Below are 23,305 nucleotides of genomic sequence, written 5' to 3' on the forward strand. Positions count from 1 at the left end.
GCGCAGAAACCATGCGCATCGAAGGCAGTGTTTATGGCAGCAATGCTGTCAAGCCCGGCTTATGCAACTAATAACACCGGACAACCGAGCCGGTCGGCAAATAACGACGCAGCACTTTGTGAAGCCTCAGGGTCGGTTCTGTCGGCGCGCAGCACGACGATACTGCAGCCACGCTCTAAGACATATTGCATGATCGAATCGTAACTTCGACTAGATTGAATAAAAAAATGAGAAGCGAGATTGCTACCCGCGAGCAAAGCTTTAACTTGTTGCTCCATTTCGGCAATGCGGTTATCGGATTGCCTCTGTAAAATAATGTTGAGCCCCGATTTTTGCGATTCAGCAATATCGATAGCCAATTTAAATGCTCGTTCCGATCCTTCCATACCATCATAAATTGCCCAAACCGGAGGACTAAACTTTTTAACGGAAATTTTTTTAATCGTCAACGACCGATTACCGCGCGGCCTATCCAAAAGCAACAAATCCATGGTAGCGGCTGCCGCCATCGCCTCGGCCAGATAATGACCGCGAACGACTGTCAACGATATCGTCAATTCGGATTGTTTCGACAACTCCTCGAGCTGTTGACGAATTCGCTTGATCCGGCGAGCCGATGCCGAACCGATTCGGTCGGCATCGAACTTAAGTTCCGCACTGGTCACTCTATCTACTTCGGTTGCAAAAGGAAGCCCCGCCAAATGAAACAAATTAATGTCTTCGATAAACAAAGCTGTCAACTGTGCCCCTTGCGACCTGGCCAAGCTTGCCGCCAACTCCAACAAGGCCGAATCTTGCAGAGCATCGACAGCGATCAACATTTTTTTTGGGGTAACAACGTTAAGGTCAATCATGGCCGTTATTTTTCGACAAAAAGGCCTGACTGATTTCGGTAAACCGGGCTAATTGCGCATCGACCTTTCCGTTCACAGAATCCTGCGGAAACACGCCGTTTTCATCAGGATCGCCCGCTACCATTCCGGTCAACAACTCCAAGGCTTCATCGACATTTTTCACCGCATAAATATGAAACTGCCCGGATTGGGCGGCATGCACGACATCCCATCGCAACATCAAATGCTTGATATTCGCCGAAGGTATGATCACGCCTTGAGTACCGGTCAGTCCTTGTTTTTTACAGATATCGAAAAAGCCTTCGATTTTTTCATTGACTCCACCGATCGCCTGCACACGTCCTAACTGATTAACTGAACCGGTCATCGCCAAATCCTGACGCAACGGGATTTGTGTCAGCGATGAAAGAATTGAGCACAATTCGGCAAGCGAGGCGCTATCGCCGTCGACACCGCCATAGGACTGCTCGAACACCAGCGTCGCCGACATCGAAAACGGCTTGCTTCGGGCGTATCGGGAGGCGATGAAACCGGCCAAAATCAATACTCCTTTCGAGTGAATCGCGCCGCCCAATTCGGTTTCCCGTTCGATATCGACCAGTTTGCCGTTACCGAGGCGCGTCGTCGCGGTAATCCGGGAGGGCTGGCCGAAACTGAATTCACCGATCTGCAACACCGACAAACCATTGATCTGTCCTGCCACGCTGCCTTGCGTATCGATCAACACCGTACCGCGCTGAATATGCTCGTAGAGCCTTTCCCTAATCCGATCCAAGCGGTAGACCTTCTGATCGATCGCCTGCTGTACATCACTGGCATTAATGCAATCGTGTCCGTTTTGTCCGGCCCAATAATCAGCCTCTATCAGTAAATCTTTAATGCTGCGCAAATGTGTCGAGAGTTTTTCGGCATCGCCGGTCATCCTGGCGCTATGTTCGATCACTCGCGCGACGGCATCCCGGCTCAAGGACTGCAATTTTTCCTGCCTTGCAATCGTTGCCAAAACTTTTGCGTATTCGATCGCCGAGTCTTCTCGGCCCACCGTATCGTCGAAATCGGCCGCGACTTTAAATAAATCCTGAAACTCAGGATCGTAATAATTCAACAAATAATAAATCAGCCTATCACCCAACAAGATCAATTTCAATTCGAGCGGAATCGGTTCCGGTTCAAGCGCCGATGTGCTAATTAGACTGAGGCTTCGCTCCAGCGATTCGATGCGGATTTCGCCGGATTGCAGCGTCCGTTTCAAGCTTTCCCAGGCATAGGGCTGCATCAATAATTTACGCGCATCGAGTATCAAATAGCCGCCGTTTGCTTTATGCAATGCTCCCGGCTTGATCATCGTGAAATCGGTAACCAGCGACCCCATGAAAGCTTCATGATCGCAGCGTCCCATCAAATTGGCGTAATTCGGATGATCTTCATAGACGACCGGCGCGGTTTTGTTATCGTTCAAGTCGACCATTAAATTCACTTGATAACGCTTGAAAGGATCGGATTGTTGAGGCATTTCCATGAACGGCAGCGCCGATTCTCGGTGAGGAATGAAATCGCGTACATGACCGATAATATCGCGCTCGATCTCGTCCAGATAATCGAGAACGGTTTGCTGGTCACCGTAAGTCTCCTTGAGCTCATGGATCGAATGGCCGACTGCAAATTCGGCCACTTCGCGGTTCAGATCTTTGATTTTACGCTTGGTTTCCTTACGCCAGGCCGGAAATTTCTTCAATAATTTTTGTAGGCGCTGCTGCAATTCGATGATCGATTGCTGAATTCGTTGCTGCTCTTCCTTGGAGAGTTGATTGAAGCGTTCGGCATCGATCACTACATCTTTTTCATCGACCGGAGCGAAGGCATAGCCGGTCGGTGTTTCGGTTAGGATGATATGGGCATTCGCGGCCTCTTCACGCAAACGGTTGATTTCTTGAAACTCGCGATGCCGCGACTCCTCCTCGATTTCCTCGACTCGGGATCGGTATTCGTCGCCTTCGAACGACGCCGGTAAGGCAATTCGAAGCTCATCAATCAATTGCTCCATATCTTTTTGGAACAATTTGCCTTTTCCGGCGGGTAAAGACAAGAGCCGAGGCTTGGCCGGTTGATCGAAGTTGAACACATAACACCAATCCGAAGGAATTTTTTTATGTGCGGCTTCTTGCTCGACCAACTGCATAACGGTCGTCATCTTGCCGGTTCCCGAGGGTGCCAATGCAAAAATATTATAGCCGGCTTTATCGACTCGTATTCCGAACCGGATCGACGCAATAGCCCGCTCCTGTCCGACGATGATTTCGACATCGTTGAGTTCGTCGGTGGTTTGAAAGTTTAAGTCGCCGACGCTACAAGGTTTATAGAGTAATGCCGTCTCCAGAGGTGCAATTTTCATTTTATCCCTGCCTTATTTATATAACCAACAGCATTAGAACATAGACTTCTCGCAGCCACAATTGATACAGCAATTCCCAATTTTAGGATAAAAAAGGTGCGGGGTGTGCTTGGCGAGGATGTCGGCGGCAGAGCAGGTTTTTGCTCCTCGGCAATTGCTCCTGCATTGCCCTACTACACGCCATCCTTGGCGTTCGAGCCGCCGTCAAGCTCCCATGGATTGGTTTACGGCGTTCCTCGACAGGCATGCCCCGCACCCTGAATACGGCGAATTTTTTCAAACTGGGAATTGCTGCAATTGATAGGTCTATCAGATGTCGTCTCGGTCTAACGGCTTACTAAAATAATATCCCTGAAAACCATCGCAACCACATCTGTACAAATGCTCTAGCTGCTCCCATGTTTCGACGCCTTCGGCAATCAAATCAAGCTTCAAGTGCTTCGACATGCCGATAATGGTCTCGACGATCACCGCATCGCTATCGTTTATTCCCAAATTGACTACAAAAGTCTTATCGATTTTCAGTTGATCGATCGGCAATCGGGTCAGGTAAGACAACGAAGAATAACCGGTGCCGAAATCGTCTATTGAAAAGCGCAAGCCTAATTGTTTTAGCGCATGCATTTTTTCGATAATGCCCTTTACATTCTGAACGATCAGCCCTTCGGTAATTTCCAGAATGATATGCCTAGGATCGACTTTAGTCGATTCAACGATACCACTAACTAAATCGACAAAGCCTGGGGAGCTAAACTGTTTAGGACTGATATTGACTGAAATATGCGGCACATTCTTGCCTGCTCGGTGCCAAGCCACCCATTGCTGGCATGCCTTCGTCAGCACTTGACTACCGATTTGGGCAATTAAACCGGTCTCTTCGGCTAGCGGAATAAAATCCTGCGGCGAAATGACGCCTTGCTCGGGATGATGCCATCTAACCAACGCCTCGTAACCGAGCAATTGTTGATTGAAATTAAATTGAGGCTGATAAACCAATCCCAGGTGATCATGAACCAATGCATTTCTAAGCTCTTTCTCCAGTTGCAGTCTTTGATTGACTTTATCTTGCATATCGGGATGAAAGAAACAATAGGTATTCTTACCGCTGTTTTTAGCGGCATACATTGCCGTATCGGCTTGTTTCAGCAAATGATCGAAGGTATCCCCGTTATTCGGAAATAAGGTAATGCCGATACTCACCGAAACGCGCAGCTCGTGACCCTCCAGTAAATATGGCATTAATAATAGATCGAGGATTTTCTCGGCGACAACTTTAAGCTGGTTCGATGCGATTGTCTTATCATAAGAAAGATTGGACAACACGATAACAAATTCGTCGCCGCCCAAACGGGCAATCATATCCTCATCTCTAAGATCCCTTCTAAGGCGATCGGCTACTTGCCTAAGCAACAAATCCCCGACTTTATGTCCCAAAGAATCATTGATGGTTTTAAAATTATCCAAATCCAAAAAAAACAATGCACCGTAAATCTTGAAACGGATCGTGGTAGCCAACTCTTGCTTTATCCTCTCCTCAAGCAAACTACGATTGGCGAGTCCGGTTAGCGAGTCGTAATGCGCCAAGGTCCACAGATCGGCCTGTGATTTCTTGATTTGAGAAATATCGCTGAACACTGATATATAGTGAGCCGGCTTGCCTTCTTCGCCGATCACATTGATCGTTTGCCAGGCCGGAAAGATATCTCCGGATTTCTTCTTGTTCCAAATTTCACCTTGCCAACGCTTATTGGTCGTGATACTTCGCCACATTCGACGGTAAAAATGGATATCTTGTTTACCTGAAGAAAGAATCTTGGGGGTTTTACCCAGAACATCCTGTTCGGTATAACCGGTAATATTTGTGAATGCGGGGTTAACATAAAGAATGCGCGTCGATTCGTCTGCAATCATCATCGCGTCTGAAGTCGCTTCGAACAATGTTTTATAGATTTCCAGCTTGATTTCAATCGACTCGGCATCCACGCTCGATAAGCTCTTTTTGTCTCCTGAGCGTCTATTCGCCGGAAATCGATGTTCTCGTTCTTGCATGCAGCCCTCATAAATACCAGTGATTCGCAAGCTTTAAAATCCAACAAAAACCGGATCATGACTCTGAAAAAATTCGACACGCCATTGGAAAACGTTACTTGGCGGCACGGGGGCTGGGGGCCGCTTCAGGGTGTCAATAGTAAATGAATTTGCCCGTTAGTAAAACAGATTTGTTCCTTATCTCACAAGGATATTTATTTTTAAAGTATTAATTAATTCAAATAACTGAGTGACACACTTGGTTATAATTTGAACATTGTTTTGCTTGAAGGTCGGTTCGCAGCCGTATTATGTACTTGGAAAACCTATGACCGATTTTAATTATTTTGCCGCGTCAGGATTCTATTTTCCGACAATCCCGCTGAGCAGTTTTTTCGAAGCCGGGTACTTTACAATGTTAGTCGCAGCCATACCTATGTGGGGCTTTACGCATTATCACCGAAAATACCGCAATCTTCTCATTGAATATCATGACCAACAGCAAAAACTCAAACATCTAAAGCTAGCCACAAACAGTGTATTTTACGAATGGAATCTCGAAACCGGAAAAATCGAAGGCGATGAGGGTTTCACCAAACTATTCGGTTTTTCCGAACACGAATATGCTGTAAACCATGATCTTTTTCTGACAAAGCTTCATCCTGACGATCAAAACCGCATAAAACGTGTTTTCGAAGACGCATTAATCCATCTTGATACATTTTCCGCTCACTATCGCTTACAAACTCCGGAACACGAAGTCATTCCTATTCATCAACACGGCAAGATCATCAGGGATCCGAGTGGTAAGCCGTTAAAAATAGACAACGTAATTCAAAGAGACGATAAGTTTGCCGATAAAGCTTCGAGCGAAGACAAGCAACTACAGAATATTGTTACAACATCGGGATTAATCGGGGTTTTAACGATTTCTCCCGAAAGCCGGATTTTATCGGCTAACGAATATATCTTCCGACTCTCAGGCCATGACGAAACTACGCTAAAGAACGCCCCATTAATGACTTTGCTCAGACTTCCGGATTTGAACGAGCACTTTTTTTTCGCCCCAAACATCGACCATAGCGGTATCGTCAACGGTCAATTAATCCATAAAAACGGCACAGTCAGCAGCGTTAAACTGTCCGTCAACTCCGTTAACAACGATTCCGGTATGATCGATTATTTTGTCTTATTACTAACCGACATTTGCGAGCATATCGAGGAAGATAGAAAGCTGTTGGAACGGGAGCAACGGCATAAAAACACCCTAATCCGAGAGGTTCACCACCGAATCAAAAACAACTTACAAGGCATTTTCGGCCTATTGCAAAATAATGCATTGGAGCACCCCGAAGCCAAAGCGATTCTCGAACAAAGCATGCTGCAGATCAATTCACTGGCAATTACTTACGGTTTGCAAAGTAAGACAGAAAACGGCGAAATTTATCTATGCGACATTGTTCATTCCTCGACAGAATTTTGTCAGCGTTTATTTTTCAGCACCTATGAAACCATCGAACTGCAAATACCTTCCGATCATCCGATTCGCGTCGATCGGGACAATGCCGTTTCGTTATCGTTAATCGTTAACGAACTATTACTCAATGCCATCAAGCACAGCCCCGGAATAAACAAAAAAATCTCGGTTTCATTGGATTTTGACAAGAATCATGCGATTTTTACCGTCAAGAACGGACCGGCTTCGCTACCCCAAGGTTTCGATTTCGAACAATCGATTAAAATCGGCACCGGACTTTCGTTAGTTAAAACATTGATGCCGGAACAATCGCAATTGTGCATTTACCAAACGAACCACACAGTCACCGCACAATTAACGATGATGCCGCCATTGATTTTTCATAAAAGCCAAAGCAATCCGTTTTATAGCTCAAGCATCAAGTAAGCCTATGATTACAAAATGCCGGTCCAATTCTTTACATCTAGATGCTTTTCAATTAGATTACCGAAATAAATACAAACCCCAGACCCCGCTTTGTATTCTCTTTATCGAATTATTGGTGCATCTTGATCGAACCAATTATGTTCGTCTAAAAGTAGTTAAACTTCAAACTTTTATATTCAGATTCTGTCTTATCTTTTTTCAACTTCGCTACTCCGCCAAGACCCTAGCCGGATACCGCTATTGCGCGGAAATGACTTAAACAAGGTAGGAATAAGTTCGCTATGTTGAATGCATGATTCACCGTAATTATTCACATCCCCTATCGTTACCACGCTCCAGCGTGGCAATAAAGTCTAAGAGGCGGGAGCGGTACTCAGGCATTCCCATGTAGAGCGACACTGCCATTAAGTTAAGCCGTTCGTGGTGAGCCTGTCGAACCATGGACGGCTTAACTTATCGGCCCAGGATTTTTCCATTCACCCTTCGACAGGCTCAGGGCGAACGGAAAAATCCTCCTGATTAGCAAGATGCTTCAGCTTGCCGAAGCCAAGTGTCAGAGCAGGGGCCAGTCGTAGTCGCAAAAACTAAAATATGCTGTTACCCAAGCTCCAGCTTGGGTAACCTGTTCAGGAAGCTCTAGCTTCCCGACAATCAAGAAAGATTGAACGAGCGAGTCGGGGTTGATTGAGAATGTGCGGAGATTGTGTCGGTCTCAGGAAGCTGGAGCTTCCGGTGTGTCTTTCCCAAGCTGGAGCTTGGGAAAGAGCGTGATGTGGGTTGGCCGTTTTTAGCTTGACGCGCATGGCTTGCGAACCTCGTCCTGCCAAAGATATGCTGATCTTTGGGCTTTAGCTGAAGAAACTTGCTAATCAGGAAAATCCTTAACTTAATGGCAGTGATGTAGAGCGAGGGAACAATAATTGCCGGTGGACTAAATAGTTACAGCCAATAACCTATAGAATTTAGTTTGTAGGTTCACGGCTTCCTTATTGAACAAAAAACTGAATCACTTACAACCATATTTTCGAAACTATTTTTAGCGATTATCTAAGCGTTTACGGCCGCACCGGCCTAAATTTAACTATTAATGAATAAAACAATACTTCTTGCCGACGATGACCGGCTCATTCTCGGAACCATGAGCCGTGGACTCCGGCTATCCGGTTATAATGTCTTAGAAGCCGCATCGGGCGATACGGCTATTAAACTTGCTCAAGATCAAAAGCCGGACATTGCGGTTTTAGATATCCGCATGCCGGGAGTGACCGGTATAGACGTTGCCAAACATCTTGTACAAATACTCGACGTTCCAGTCATATTCTTGTCCGCTTATTCCGACGAAGACACAGTAAAAGCCGCCATCGCCTCCGGATGCATGAACTATTTGGTCAAACCCTGCAGTCTCGAGCAATTGATTTTGACCATCGAAGCGGTAATCGAAAGAAACAAGGAAATAATTAATCTGAAATACGAGAACAAGCAACTCGACAAAGCGCTATCCCAAAGCAGAAGCGTCTGCATAGCGATTGGCCTAATAATGAAGAATCAACTCCTCACCGAAGAAGCCGCATTTGATTATTTGCGCAAAAACGCCAGAGACCAGCGACGAAAAATAACCGAATTGGCCGAGGAAGTCATCCAAACCTTCGCCGGTCAAGACAATCTTAGCCAGACCCACTTATAATAGCTATGTTCGCGTTGATAGTTGATACCCATTGAATGAAACTCAAAGTCAGCAGAAACCAAAAGAAGCCATGAATGCAGATAATACAGGAGCATTTTTCTACTCTGCATCGCCTAAAGCGCCTACTGTTGGCGCCTTAATACACCAGCAATTCCCAGTTTGAGCAGTTTCGCCGATTTTAGGGTGTGGGGTATGCCTGTCGAGGAACGCCGTAAACCCATCCATGGGGGCTTGACGGCGTCCTGTCAAGCGAGTAATCGTACCCTCTTCCACGCTCAGCGTATTGGAAAGCAATCATTGACTATTTCCTAAGTGGTTTATTTAGTAGGAAAGAGAATCGTTTCAACTGCTAACGCGAACATAGCCTTTTTCAAAGGGAGAGGCTAAAGTTCCAGTTTATTTTAAAACAAGGGTCTGAATAATTACTTTCGCGATGTCTTAACCGACTCTATAGTTACCGTGACTGACTACTCAATAATTGCTGCATTGCATCTACTGATAACGGTCTGCCTAATAAATACCCCTGAATTTGATCGCAGCCTAATTGGCGTAAGAAATCCGCTTGCACTTGGGTTTCCACGCCTTCGGCAATACATTTAAGGCGTAAATTGTGGGCAAGATTCACAATGGCTTCGACCAATACTTCATCGTCAGCGTCACCTGGAATATCTCTTACAAAGGATTGATCAATTTTAAGTTTGTCCACCGCGAAGCGTTTGAGATAACTTAAACTGGAATAACCGGTACCAAAATCATCAATCGAAAATTGTACGCCTCGTTGGTTTAACGTATTCACCACCTGCAACACATACTCCGGATCGGTAACCAAAATGGATTCGGTTAATTCTAATTCCAAATGGTGAGGCGGCAAACCGGTTTCTTCCAAGATTTCGATGACCGTTTGCAATAAGTTATGCCGTAAAAATTGCACGCAAGACACATTGACGGACACTCGTAAATAATGCCCTTGTAGCAACCATTGTTGCATTTGCCGACAAGCTTGACGCAGCACCGACTGCCCTAAGGTAACAATCAATCCACACTCTTCCGCAACCGGAATAAATTCTGCCGGTGAAATAATCCCCAGTTCTGCATGATGCCAGCGCGCTAAAGCTTCAGCACCGACAATCTGTCCGCTTTTAATGTCAAATTGAGGTTGATAAACCACAAAGAAATCTTCGCGCTCCAGCGACAAACGCATGGCATTTTCTAAAGACATGCGGCGCATCACCGCCACATTCATTGATTCGGTATAAAACTTATAGGTATTACGTCCATTGAATTTAGCCTGATACAGTGCCGTATCGGCTTTTTGTAGCAACCCATCAAATTCCTCTCCATCATCAGGATATAAACAGGCACCGATGCTACACGATAACTGTAGTTTATTGCCCTCAATATCAAAAGGACGTAACAGCGCGGTTAAAATTTTCGTCGAAATATCAGCTAAATTATCGACATGATGCACATTACCTAGTAAGACGACAAATTCATCGCCGCCTAAGCGACTAACGGTATCGGCTTCACGCACACAGTCTCGCAGACGGCAGGCAACTTCCAACAACAGTTTGTCGCCTATCGGGTGACCCAAGCTATCATTAACGTTTTTAAAGTGATCTAAATCCAAATATAACAAGCCCAGCTTCTTACCTTGGCGTTGCACATAGGACACCGTTTGCTGAAAACGGTCTTTTAATAAAGTACGGTTAGGCAGTGAGGTCAAGGGATCATGATGCGCGAGAAATTCAATATACTCTCGGGCTTGTTGATGTTCGGTAATATCCATAAATACAGCAATGTATTCACTCGGACGCCCCTCGGGTGTCGTACGCGCAGCCGAAATACCAAGCCATTGCGGATAGATTTCTCCATTCTTACGCCGATTCCAAATTTCCCCTTGCCAATAGTCTTCAAGATTGAGTTTCGCCCACATCTGTTGGTAAAAACTATCATCATGCTTCCCTGACTTGAGCAAACGTGGGGTTAAACCCAGCACTTCGGTTTCCGTGTAACCGGTAATTAGGGTAAAGGCAGGGTTAACTGAGAGGATCCGTTGCTCACCGTCCGTGACGACTACGGCTTCTCGGCTATAACGAAACACCATCGCATCAAGTTCGAGTTTGCGTTGTTGCCGATTACGTTGTACTAAGGCCCATGCATTATTGGCCAACATTTCTAATATGGCCAAATCACCCGCATCATAAGAGTCTTGTTTATTACCTACCCCCATAATCATCACGACATTATCGTCTTCGATAACCGGCACGCTCACGTGACGTAATAAGGTCGCATGGCCTTCCGGCAACCCTTTTTTATTATCCAATGCCGGGTAATCATTATGAATAACCGGCCGACGCAAACGAAAACAATCCGCCCACACACCGGCATTCGCTAACGGGTAATGATTATCATGCACCGCTGCACAATTTTGCAGCGTTTTACCTGACCATACCCCTAAACTAATGGTATTTTGATCGCTGTTGACAAAATGTACATAAGCGAGGTGGCTATCGGTTAACGCCTCGGCATGCTCAAGGGCAAAACGCAGCAGAGACTGTTCATCCATTTTCGTAGCTTGCCTGGTTAAACTTAATAGGGCGGCATTGCGTTGACTGGTTAAATCTTGGACTTGTTCACTGCGTATACGCGTGAGAAATAAACCAATTAATTCCGCTATGCCCTCAATAAATTGTTTTTCATCATCAAGAAACGGTTTGTTGTTTGGCAAAATATGCGGATTCCTATAACCGACGCTAATTTTACCGACCACTTGCGCGTCAACCTGAATATCGCTTTCCAGCTTATCCATTGTGGCTGAAAAGGTATCGTTGCTATAAGTTTTGGAAGGTAAATTAATAGACACCGAGACATCGTCTGTGTAATTCATGCCCATGGGTAGCAGTTTTAACACGTCGGCAAAAAAAGCATCTTGATCGCTAATTAATTGTGACGCTCGAGAAATAGCATAAATCGCTTTTAGCTCCTTTATACGCTCGCGTAAGCTCAAGGACAGATTTTCGAGAGCCTGATCGCGTTCCAGCAAGGCAAGTTCTGCCTGCTTGCGAACGGAAACATCTTCGATAATGACCACTATATAATCAAGTTGGCCGATGGCATTACGCACCCCTTGTTTGATCACATGCACATCAATGATTTCGCCGTCACTGCGAATACACCGCTTATCCAGTGTATAACCCTCATGCTTACCTGTGAGTATGTCATTAAACTGCACTAATTCGGCGTCAAGATCGCCGGGATGCGTTAAATCCATCCAGGTCAGTTTAATCAGCGCATCGCGCGAATATCCGAACAAATCACAGAGTTTATCGTTGACTTCTAGCCATTGTTTATCGGCACTGATGGCTGCCATGCCGACCGGCGCCGAATCAAAATAAGCCTGAAAGTGTCGGTGACTTTCTTCTAGCAGCACCTGTTGCTTAACCGCTGCGGTTTGATCGACAATTAAAACGACAAAGTGCTGCGCATAATTTTCTGCTAACTCGGACAATAACGAAAGATGCATATCAGCTATAAACTGTTGTTCGTCGGCCGTTTTTAATTCAATACCGGTTACCCTCGCGGAACCTTCGCTTCGAGCCCTCTGCAATAATTCCCGCAAACGACCATGCTCTTTTTTAGGTAGCAGGCGAGGAAAATAATGTGAACGTAATTGCTTGCGACTTAAGGCAAACCGTTGTTCAGCTATCGCATTACACTCATGGATGACCACAACTTCATCGATAACTAAAGCCGGTACCGGCAAAGCCGCAAACAAACTGCTAAAGCGGCGCATGGCATTTTCGGTAATGATTTGATTTTGGCGTAATTCCTCATTTTGAATTTCTAATTCCGCATGATAGATTTTAAGGTCTTCGACTAAGCGGGAAACATCCGCTTCACCACGCGCAACATCTTGTAGGGCAAAATCAAAATCGCCGCGTTGCAATGCCTCGATTGCTAATTGCTTAATACTACTCATGCCTGCTCACCCTCTACCCATGCCGTGATATTGACATGACTGACAATGATGCCACCCAACGGATGCCTCACAGGCGTGGCGTGCATCAAAAACCAGCGACGTTCTGTGGGCGAATGACAAGGATATTTAATGGAAAAATGCGCTTGCTCGCCGCTAAGAATTTGGCTAATACCTATAAGCACTTGGTGGGCAACGGTATCATCGAGTACATGTTTAATTTTACAAACATCAAGATAATTGATACCCGGGCCAGTATGCGCGAGCTCACGATCACCATTGCTTTGGGCAAAATCCCGCCAGGCTTTATTTACCATGGTAATGACGCCTTTCGAATTTAACACGGCAATATGTTCGGGTAGGGAATCTAAAATGGCTTGGAGACGCTGCGCATCTTTGATTTGGGTAATATCGACAAAAGTTAATACTGCCCCACTGATGTTTCTCGGTCGATCGATATAAGGCAAGACACGAACCAAATACCAATGATCATTGCGAGTTTTGACTTCACGCTCCATCAATTGCGCCGTACAGATCACGCGACGCAAATCGTGCAGGAACTCCGGATATTCCATTTCGTGGGCAAAATCGTCAATCGGTCGCCCAATATCACCTTCCCGAATACGAAAAATAGAACCTGCTTCAGGCGTAAAACGGGTTAAATTCAGATCACTGTCCACAAATAGGGTAGGAATCAGTGCGGCACGCGTCATATTGTCTAAATCGGCGTTCAAACGGTTTAGAATATCTATTTTTTCCTGATTTTCGGCATTAACGGTATACAACTCCTCATTGACTGATTGCAATTCTTCATTCGTGCTTTGCAGCTCCTCATTCGAGGCCATTAACTCTTCATTAGTCGCTTGCAATTCTTCGTTGGAGGTTTCCAGCTCTTCAATCGTCGCTTGCAAACTATCACGGGTGGCCGATAACTCCATTTCCAAGCTTTGAATACGGTCATTAGAAACCGCCTCTACGTCAATATTATTACTACCTGCCAAGGATATTTCTTTGGGCGCCAACACCTCAAAAGACATTAAGAAATAACGCTCTTTCGGCGCATCCTCTATTAGCGACCTCAGTACAACCCGCACCCATTCGCTTTGTTTCTTAGCCGAATCAAGCAACTGAATTTCTGAATGTAGCGGCATATTGTCTTTAGCTACCTTATGCAGCAAGGCTACACATACCGGTGCCATTTTACCCACCAACAATTTGGAAATTTCCAAACTGGCGCTGCCTGCTTGAATTTGCATATAGCGTTGAACATCGCCATAGACATGCACCAATTCGCGTTCCTCATTAATTAATAACGCTGGCGGTGCGTAACTTTGCATCAATAACATCTGGCCAGATTCGATAATACTGCTTTCGGCATTCCGATGTTTTTCGCGGTACGGCTGACTCACGCGCATGCGGTTATCATTATGGTTGGTGCTATTTTTAAAATTAAGCGGTAACGAAACGGGCCGTAAGACGCGATAAATTTTATGTTTAGCATTGATGACACTGAAATCTTTATGTAACGTGCCCAAAGATTCACTAGAGCCGAGTAACAAATAACCGTTATGCGCCAATGCATATTGAAAACAGAGCAAAGCGCGTTCTTGTGCCGCTACATCGAAATAAATCAGCGTATTTCGGCAACTGACTAGATTCATGCGGGTAAACGGCGGATCATCGAGAATATTGTGCCGCGCAAACACGATATTCTGACGAATTTCATTTTTGACGATAAATTGATTGCCACTGCGGCTAAAAAATCGTTCGAGGCGTTCTGGCGACAATTCGTTGGCTATCGCTTCCGGATATACCCCGGCACTGGCAAACTCGATGTTTTGCTGCTCAACATCGGTGGCAAATATTTTTAACTGTGGCCAGCGACGCAATTTATCGAAGGCTTCAGCAAATAAAATAGACAGCGTATAGGCTTCCTCACCGGTCGCGCAACCGGCAACCCATACCCGTAACGATTGATTATCGGGGTTATTTTCCACCAAAGTCTGAATTACCGTTTTTTCCAATAATTCAAAAGTTTCTACGTCGCGAAAATAACTGGTCACCGGAATTAGAATATCTCGCTTCAGGGTGATAATTTCGTTACGATCACTTTCCAGCAGATATAAATAATTGCTCAAATCGCGCACATGACGCACCTGCATCCGTCGCTCAATTCGACGTTGTACCGTTGCCGATTTGTACTCCTTAAAATTAATACCGCCGACTTGATACAGCAAATGCAAAATATTTTCTAAAGGATCACCATGCGACGTTTGCCCAGTATCATTCAACTTTACAGTCGGTTGAATGCTATTGCTAACATGACCGACAATTCTGGCCGCCAACATTTCAGGCGGGATAACTTCATCGACTAAGCCGGTGGCAATGACGCTACGCGGCATTCCATCGAATTTAGCGGTTTCCGGGTCTTGCGCCAAAAGAAAACCACCGGCATCATTAATGGCTACCGCGCCTCGGGTACCGTCGGAACCGGTGCCGGAGAGAATCACGCCAACCGAATGCTTGCCAAACTCCTTGGAGAGGGAGGTGAAAAATAAATCAATCGGTAAACTCAAGCCGTGCGGATTTTTGGGCAACAACCGTAGCTGGCTTCCAGCCACTGTCATATTTTTACCCGGCGGAATCAAAAATACCTGGTTAGGTTTAATTTGCATGCCGTTTTCGGCCATCAACACCGGCATGGCCGTATGCCGTGCGAGCAAATTATCCATCATGCTTTTGTGATCGGGGGAAAGATGTTGGACAACCACGAAGGCCGCTCCCGAAGTTACCGAGAGCTTGTCGAAGAAACGCTCCAAGGCGTCTAAACCACCGGCGGATGCGCCAATAGCGACCACATAACCGTTAAACAGGCGAGTAGTTTTTGGTGAGGAATTGAGAGTAGGGATTTGCGATAAATCGAGCGGGTCTTCGATAGGCGTGGCAACGCCACTAGCGATGACTCGCCTGGAGTATTTTTTGTTTCGCGCCATGATGCGAAGAAACCTATTTTAATGTTAAGAGCAATTAAACCGGCACCATTCTACCAAGGATTATAAGCCTTGGTAGAATTTTTCAAACGTTAGCTTGGTGAGGATTGTAATTGTTTTCTTCTGCGGGACGGGTTATTTAACCCGTCCCCAACGTTTCGGTTTGCCCTAAACATTTCGGCTGACTTCGGCCAAAGTCAAAACGTTTAGAACGGGGTTGCAAACCCCGTCCTGCTAGGGTTATAAGCCTTCGTAGTATTTTTCAAACGTTAATACATAAGTCATGTATTACCCTTTTGCAGTCTTAGACAATGTGACCTCGAAGCCATTTATTGTAACTTGACATTCTCGGCCTCGATATCGCGATCTGGGGATCGCTCCCACAGTGCATTAGTCACCCTCTGTGGGAGCGACGCCTTCGTCGCGACTTTCGAAGTCACTGACGCTCGATACCCACGGCTTATATCGAAGTCCTCGAAGCGACCTAAATTCAATACAAGGGCGATTTTATCGCCCTAGGCGAATGAGAACTTGCCCCTACAAGAAACTTGAGAAAGTCAGGAAGTTAGTTTTAGCGACATCCTTAGCTTGATGCGTATGGGTTGCAAACCCAGTCCTGCTAGGGTTATAAGCCTTCGTAGTATTTTTCAAACGTTAGCTTGGAGAGGATTGTAATTGTTTTAGTTGATGTTGGCACTGCGGGCAAACACCATAGATCACCGACACCGTTAATGGTTCTTTATCTTTTAGCAAGCTTTCCGCTTCAACCCACTGCTCAGCTTGCTTGAGTAAATTGCAAATACTGCAACGCACTCGTGTGTGGCGATCACGCTGGTTGGAACGTATAAAAAAAATGGGCGCCACACGCGGCTCAGTATGCAATTGGTAGTTGCTAATTCGCACTTCGCCACGCTCATTCGCCATCAGCCGCATTTGTAAATAACGGCGCAAGTTTGGCGCATCGCACCGATAATCAAAACAGGCGCTAGTATTTTTTTGCCGGACAATATCGAGTAACTTTTGCACAAACTGGCGAGTAACATTGCCGCTAATGTAATCGAACAACGATTTACCAACGACGTGTTGCTTTTTGAGTTGCGGTGCGTCATTTGCGTCGGCAAACTCATCCCAGCTACCATTAATGGCGATAATGACATTATTGGCGTCAACGCTAAATTCTAAAAGGATTGTGTCTGTCATGGCCCTAATCATCGTGCCGCTCGAGTATATCGAGCGCTTTTTCCCATTCGAATATTGAAATCAGATGCAGCAATTCGTTGCCTTGTGTTTTTCCCAAAACGCCGCGTAATAACGCCGCTTCGCGTTCGGCGATATCGATGGCCTTGATATCGCCGATGCGAAGCAAAGCTTTAAGTGGTTCGATAATTAATTCGGCCCTATCCGAATCGATCTCGATTTCTTCGGTTTGACGAACCTCGAGAACTTCAAGCCATTGTTGCATCGCCTCTTCAAGCTGTTGCGCGAGATCCCGTGTCAAATCCGTAATGTTATCGCGTTTTGTACGCACCGCAATTTCGAGCTGTGAGGCTAGTGCCGACAACGATTGCGCGCCGATATTGCCGGCAGCGCTTTTCAATGCATGGGCAAGCTGTTGAAGCCTGTGCGTATCGTTGGCTTGAAGAGCGTCATGCAGTTTCTGTACATCGTCTCGATGATGCTCGACAAATAATGACAATAATCGCTGCGGTAAATCGGGCTGCAACATCGTGCTGAGCGGTACCGGATCGGTTTGAATATACGCGGAGCTAACTGTTTTAGTCGATGCAGGAAGCCATTTCAGCAAGGTATTGTAAAGTTGCTCCAAATCGACCGGCTTGGCGATAAAGTCATTCATGCCGACCGCTAAACAAGACTTTCGATCTTCATCGAATACATTAGCACTCATCGCCAAAATCGGCGTTTCGCAGTAGCCTGGTAATTCGCGAATGGCCAGAGTCGCGGCCAATCCGTCCATATTGGGCATTTGCATGTCCATCAACACTAAATCGTAGTGTTGTCGTTTCGCTTTTTCGACAGCAGCGATGCCATCTTCGGCGACATCGACCGACAGACCGACGCTATGCAGCAGTTCGAGCGCGACTTCGCGGTTGATCGGATTGTCTTCGGCCAATAACACGCGTTGCCCCCGGCGGGTATCGCGCAATTGTTGTTCGGCGTCTATTGGTCCGGTTTCTGCATCTGCCGGTAATACGCCGTGACCTTTTTGCAGATGGACGGTGAACCAAAACGTGCTGCCTTGTCCCGGCTCACTTTCGGCGCCGGCTTCACCCCCCATTAATTCGGCAAGCCGGAGGGTAATCGACAAGCCCAATCCGGTTCCACCGTATTGCCGCGTAATCGTTTCGTCTACTTGCGTAAACGGGCGGAACAAACGTTGCAATTGTTCCGCTTCGAGACCGATACCGCTGTCTTGCACTTCGAAACGCACCCGCAAATCGTCATCGCGTGCCTCGAGTAGTTTTGCCCTTATCTCAATGCACCCATGTTCGGTGAATTTAACGGCATTACTGGCTAAATTCAATAGCGCCTGGCGCAGCCGCGTTACGTCTCCATACAGCCACTCCGGGACTGAGTCATCGTCGAGCGTAATCGCCAAATTTTTCATGTGTGCGGATTCGGCGATCAAAGACCGAACATGATCGAGTACCGCCGATAAATGAAAATCGACATGATTAAGCTGTATCTTACCCGCTTCGATTTTAGATAAATCCAAAATATCATTGATGATTGACAACAGATGCCGACCGGCGATTTCAATTTTATTCAGACGGTCGCTTTGCGCGGCGGTCGCGTCGATGCGCATTAAATGCGCCAAACCGAGTATCGCGTTCAACGGCGTTCTGATTTCATGGCTCATATTGGCGATAAACGCGCTTTTAGCTCTATTCGCAACTTCGGCTTGCTGCCGGGCCGTTTGCAGTTCCGCCGTGCGTGATTCCACCAGGGTTTCGAGATGATTGCGATACTTGTCGAGTTCGGTCGCAATTCGCTTTCTTTCGGTAATATCTTCTTTGATTGCGACATAATGTGTAATCGTCCCGTCCTGTTGACGAAGCGGCGTTATGACCGCAAATTCGATGTATTCGCCGCCGTCTTTGCGTTGGTTGTAAAACTCGCCTTTCCAGGTTTCGCCGCGCCTCAAGGTTTGCCACATCGCTTCATAATTCGTTTGCGGCGTTTTACCGGAATGCAGAATACGCGGGTTTCGCAATAGAACGTCGTCGAGCGTATAACCGGTGTTAGCGCTAAAAGCCTGATTGACGTATTCGATTTGCGCGTCGGCATTGGTAATCACGATACTCTCGGGGCTTTGCTCGACCGCGAGCGCAAGTTTTTTTAACTGTTCTTCGGCTTTTTTACGTTCGGTAATCATTTCTGTGTAGATAATGATCCCGCCAATCGAGCCGTCGGCGTTATACCAGGGCCGGCATTCCCACTGAACCCATTCCACGCTTCCGTCTTCGCGCAGATAGGTATCCTCATCGGCGAAAGAGACAATGCCTTGCAACGCTTTTTGATGAGCGTCGCGCCATTTTTGCGGCAAGTTTGGAAACACCTCATAGTGGTGCCTGCCGATAATGTCGGGATCGGAAACGCGATAGTCATCGAGATAACGCTGACTAACATATAAGTATTTCAAATCGCGATCGTGAATCGCGATGCCGCCCCGGTTATGTTCGATGACATAGCGCATCAGTTCATACGAATGCGTTAGCTCCATCTCCATTTGAATGCGCGCGGTGATATCCTCTAAGGCACCGAATAGCACCGGCTGTCCGTCATCGGTATGTTTAGTTTCGACATAAGCCGCCGATTGAATATATCGTCGTTCGCCATTGCGATGTTTTATGCTCAAAACGACATGACTCGATTTGCCGGGTTCGAGCGCGGTAATGGACCTCGAAAACAGCATTTGATCTTCGGGCGCGACATAATGGCGCCAACAACCCTGTGCCATGAGCGCGTCATTGTCGTCACCGAATATCGCCTCGGCATTGCCGACAATCCAATCCAATCGGTAATGACCATCTCGCCCCTTTTTACAGGAGTACACCAAATCGTTCGCAATCGTCGAAGCGATGCGAAAGCGCTCTTCTCTTTCCTGTAATGCCTCTTCGATTCGTTTGCGTTCTGTTAAATCGATGTCCATACAATAGATTTCTTTACCGGCTGGACCTTCTTGCATGACGTGATTAGTAAAGACCGTGACCGGTGTGCCATCTTTGCGCCGCAACGTGAGTTCTGCAGCCGGAATGCCAGGGTCGCCGGCTATCCAGCTATTGATATGGGTAATAATTTCCTCATGCATCGGGTCGGGAATGATCAAGTCTTCCAAACGACGCCCCAACGCTTCTTCGCGCGTATAGCCATATAAGGCTTCGCTTGCCCGATTCCAAAAGGTCACGCGGCGCTCTTCGTCATAACCTTGCACAGCAATGCTTGGTGTTTGTTCGAACAAAAATCGAAAGCGACGTTCACTGTCGCGCAAGGCCAGTTCCGTGCGTTTTTTTTCGGAAATATCTTGAAATGCGCCTTGCACTTTAACAATTTTACCGGTGCCGTCACGAACGGCTTCGCCGATCGCGCGAACCCAAACCCGTCGGCTTGTCGCCGTAACGATTTCCATTTCTTCATCATAAGCGGTTCCTTGCGTGGCGCAGAGATTAAATACCTCGCGGATTTTGTCGTGCCATTCCGGCGCATAAAAGCTTATGCCTTCTTCGAGTGTCGGCGAATAACCGGACGGTTTGTCATGAATCGCCGCGACCGTTTCGGACCATTTGACCCGGTTGCTGCTTAGATCGACGCTCCAGCCGCCCATGCGACCTAAGCGTTCGGCGATGCGCAAAAGCGATGCATATTCTTGTAAGGACTCTTTTTGTCCCAGGTAACGTTGAATAAGCAAATAATGATGGGGTAGTATCGCGGCGATCAGTGTCAGCAGTAATGTCATACCGAGTCCGGCCAATGCGATCCATAAAGATTGATGCGACGCAGATTCCGTAGCGCATTCAGGCGGCATTGTTGCGGTCACGGTCCAGGTGTTTCCGGCCAAGGTCAAGCTGCGGCTCAGCGACCTAGCGTCCAATGCTGTGTCGCTGTTCTGTGCGTAGAGTAAATGTTCGGGCGTAGTCGTGATACCGTCATGTATTTTCAGAGACAGCGATGAACACAGATTGTATTGTGGACGCGACAGCAAATTTTGCATCATGTCGTTGATACGCACGGCGGAGAACACCCAACCGATAAATTGGCGGTTGGATTCGGGCAAGTCCGCATTGCCGGACGTAACCGGATTATAAACGGGCATATACAGAATATATCCGGGCTGTGCTTCGGCTGCGGGCTCATGAATGAGTATCGTTTTGGCCGTCATTGCCGCACGACCACTGTCTCGGGCCCTATCCATTGCCATACGGCGCAACCTTTCCGAATAGCTGTCATAACCTAGCGCTTGCCGGTTTTGTGCGTCGAACGGTTCGATATAGACAATCGGCGCATGCATGTCATTCGGCATTTCTGGCCAGACCCGATAGCCCGGTAAGCCTTCGGCCCTTACCGCTTCGATGTGCGCGTTAAGTGCGCTGCGTTCGATCAACGGAACAAACCCGAACGCGTTGACGCCGGGAAAATAGTTTTGGATGCCGAGCCCGGTAATGAATTGCTGAAACTCCTGACGGTCTACGTGTTCGCTACTCGCGAAGAGCCCCACAATGCTACGCAAGACTTGCTCACTGTCTTCGATTCTGTCTTGAATCAGAAAGACCAATCGCTCAAATTGATGTTCGAAGTCTTGCTGGGCGTTGCTTTCTTGATTGATCCGGACTTGTTGCCAATAGAGACCCGTCAGCGTCACTCCACTAATCGCCAATAACAACGGTAATGCGATGAAAAGCCGAAAAGTTTTTCGCTGAATCGGTTTTGTCGTTTTTTTCATGTCGCTGAAATTGCCGATAACGACGCTGCGGTAACATCGTCGAATCGTTTGGCGATCTGTTTGAATGTTGTGTAACAGTATTGAAAGGCGTCGATCATATCGGAGTCGAACTGACTGCCTCGGCCGGCGACGATCAGGTCTCTCGCTTCACCGAACGGCATCGGCGGTTTGTAAACGCGCTTCATCGTCAGTGCATCGAATACGTCGGCAACGGCCATGATGCGTGCAGAAAGCGGAATCGCATCGCCGCTCAACCCATCCGGATAGCCACTACCGTCCCAGCGTTCGTGATGCCAATGCGCGATTTCTTTGGCCAGCATCAGAAAGTCGACATTTATCGCGACATCTTGTTCGGCCAGCTCGATGGCTGCCGCCCCGCGTTCGGCATGGGTTTTCATGATGACCCATTCGTCATCGGTCAGCGGCCCCGGTTTCAATAGGATATGGTCTGGAATTGCGACTTTACCGATGTCATGCAGCGGCGCCGAGCGGGTCAAGAGTTCGATATATTGATCGTCTAAGATGGCGCTGAAACGCGGATTTTGTTTCAGTTGTATCGCCAGTTCGCGCACATAATGTTGCGTGCGCAGAATATGATTGCCGGTCTCAGGGTCTCGGGTTTCCGCCAAATGGGCTAATGCGCGAATGCTGACTTGTTGGATCAAATCGTTTTCGAGCATACGTTTTTTAACTTCGCTTTCGAGCCATTTGTTTTGGTCGAACAGACGATCGTGGGCGCTTTTTAATTCGATATGCGTTTGCACTCTGGCCAAGACGACCGGCGGCATGATCGGCTTGGTAATATAATCGACCGCACCCAATTGGAAACCGTTGACTTGGTCTTCTTGGCTGTCCAAAGCGGTAATAAAGATAACCGGAATGTTTTGGGTCGAAGGCTCGGATTTGAGCGTTTGCAGAACATCGTGTCCGCTTAGATCGGGCATCATCACGTCGAGCAAGATCAAATCGGGAACGGGTTCCGCTCGGGCCAGCATAAGACCGCGAAGACCGGAATTGGCGACCCGCACGCTGTAATCGGGCTTTAGAATTTCGCTGATCAGCGCCAGGTTGGAAGGCTCGTCGTCTACGATAAGAACAGTCGGTTGAGTCATAATCTTCGAGTAAAATGCCGAGAGCTGATGGATATCATCGAACTCACTACTTTTGTAATTATTTACATCCCACCTATCGTTCCAACGCTCCAGCGTGGGAACGAAGACCGAGACGCTCTAGCGTCAAGTATCGCTAAAGCGGTACTCAGGCATTACCACGCAGAGCGTCACTGCCATTAAGTTAAGGATTTTTCCGTTCGCCCTGAGCCTGTCGAAGGGTGAATGGAAAAATCCTGGGTCGATAAGTTAAGCCGTCCATGGTTCGACAGGCTCACCACGAACGGCTTAACTTAATGGCAGTGAGGCAGAGCGTAGGAACGATAATTGCCGGGGGTCTGAATAGTTGCCTTTTATGGATTAAAGAATAACATACCTTCGAATGATTACTTAGCGCATATGATCCAAAG

10 protein-coding genes are annotated in these 23,305 nt (G+C 47.0%); 2 read left to right on the forward strand and 8 right to left on the reverse strand.

Translation table 11 applies throughout. The annotated features are described in order from the left end of the window. Positions 1–59: 59 nt before the first annotated feature. The 3 genes from MEALZ_RS11960 to MEALZ_RS11970 all read right to left on the reverse strand — a co-directional run bounded on the left by MEALZ_RS11960 (position 60) and on the right by MEALZ_RS11970 (position 5,295). Positions 60–854: an adenine nucleotide alpha hydrolase family protein gene (locus MEALZ_RS11960; RefSeq protein WP_014148902.1), complete on the reverse strand. Its 795-nt coding sequence runs from the start codon at positions 852–854 to the stop codon at positions 60–62. Beyond that, positions 847–3,246, reverse strand: a complete 2,400-nt coding sequence (locus MEALZ_RS11965; protein ID WP_014148903.1) for a Lon protease family protein — start codon at positions 3,244–3,246, stop codon at positions 847–849. The genes MEALZ_RS11960 and MEALZ_RS11965 overlap by 8 nt, the downstream gene beginning before the upstream one ends. Before the next feature lie 309 nt (positions 3,247–3,555). Next, entirely contained in the window at positions 3,556–5,295 is a 1,740-nt protein-coding gene (locus tag MEALZ_RS11970) for a putative bifunctional diguanylate cyclase/phosphodiesterase (RefSeq protein WP_014148904.1), read from the reverse strand. Between the two features lie 307 nt (positions 5,296–5,602). Between MEALZ_RS11970 and MEALZ_RS11975 the strand changes: the two genes are divergently transcribed. Beyond that, on the forward strand, positions 5,603–7,177 hold the full coding sequence (locus tag MEALZ_RS11975) for a PAS domain-containing protein (protein ID WP_014148905.1): 1,575 nt from the start codon (positions 5,603–5,605) through the stop codon (positions 7,175–7,177). Positions 7,178–8,264: 1,087 nt separating this feature from the next. Then, positions 8,265–8,861 (forward strand): ANTAR domain-containing response regulator, encoded by a 597-nt coding sequence (locus MEALZ_RS11980; RefSeq protein WP_014148906.1) that lies wholly within the window; start codon positions 8,265–8,267, stop codon positions 8,859–8,861. Between the two features lie 454 nt (positions 8,862–9,315). Here MEALZ_RS11980 and MEALZ_RS21025 read toward each other — a convergent pair whose 3' ends face one another. From MEALZ_RS21025 to MEALZ_RS12005, 5 genes are all read right to left on the reverse strand, one after another. Beyond that, positions 9,316–12,840 carry a bifunctional diguanylate cyclase/phosphodiesterase gene (locus tag MEALZ_RS21025; protein WP_014148907.1) on the reverse strand — a complete coding sequence of 1,175 codons (3,525 nt, stop codon included), beginning with the start codon at positions 12,838–12,840 and terminating at the stop codon, positions 9,316–9,318. Then, entirely contained in the window at positions 12,837–15,830 is a 2,994-nt protein-coding gene (locus tag MEALZ_RS11990; RefSeq protein ID WP_014148908.1) for a chemotaxis protein CheB, read from the reverse strand. Before MEALZ_RS11990 ends, MEALZ_RS21025 begins: the two co-directional genes overlap by 4 nt. 651 nt (positions 15,831–16,481) lie before the next feature. Beyond that, positions 16,482–17,027: a PAS domain-containing protein gene (locus tag MEALZ_RS11995; protein WP_162472951.1), complete on the reverse strand. Its 546-nt coding sequence runs from the start codon at positions 17,025–17,027 to the stop codon at positions 16,482–16,484. 4 nt (positions 17,028–17,031) lie between these two features. Continuing rightward, the gene (locus MEALZ_RS21030; RefSeq protein ID WP_014148910.1) at positions 17,032–21,786 is read right to left on the reverse strand and encodes a PAS domain S-box protein; all 4,755 of its coding nucleotides are present in this window, start codon (positions 21,784–21,786) and stop codon (positions 17,032–17,034) included. Then, entirely contained in the window at positions 21,783–22,898 is a 1,116-nt protein-coding gene (locus MEALZ_RS12005; protein ID WP_014148911.1) for a response regulator, read from the reverse strand. The genes MEALZ_RS21030 and MEALZ_RS12005 overlap by 4 nt, the downstream gene beginning before the upstream one ends. Positions 22,899–23,305 lie beyond the last annotated feature (407 nt).

The sequence above is a fragment of the Methylotuvimicrobium alcaliphilum 20Z genome, assembly GCF_000968535.2.
Classification (GTDB): Bacteria; Pseudomonadota; Gammaproteobacteria; order Methylococcales; family Methylomonadaceae; genus Methylotuvimicrobium; species Methylotuvimicrobium alcaliphilum.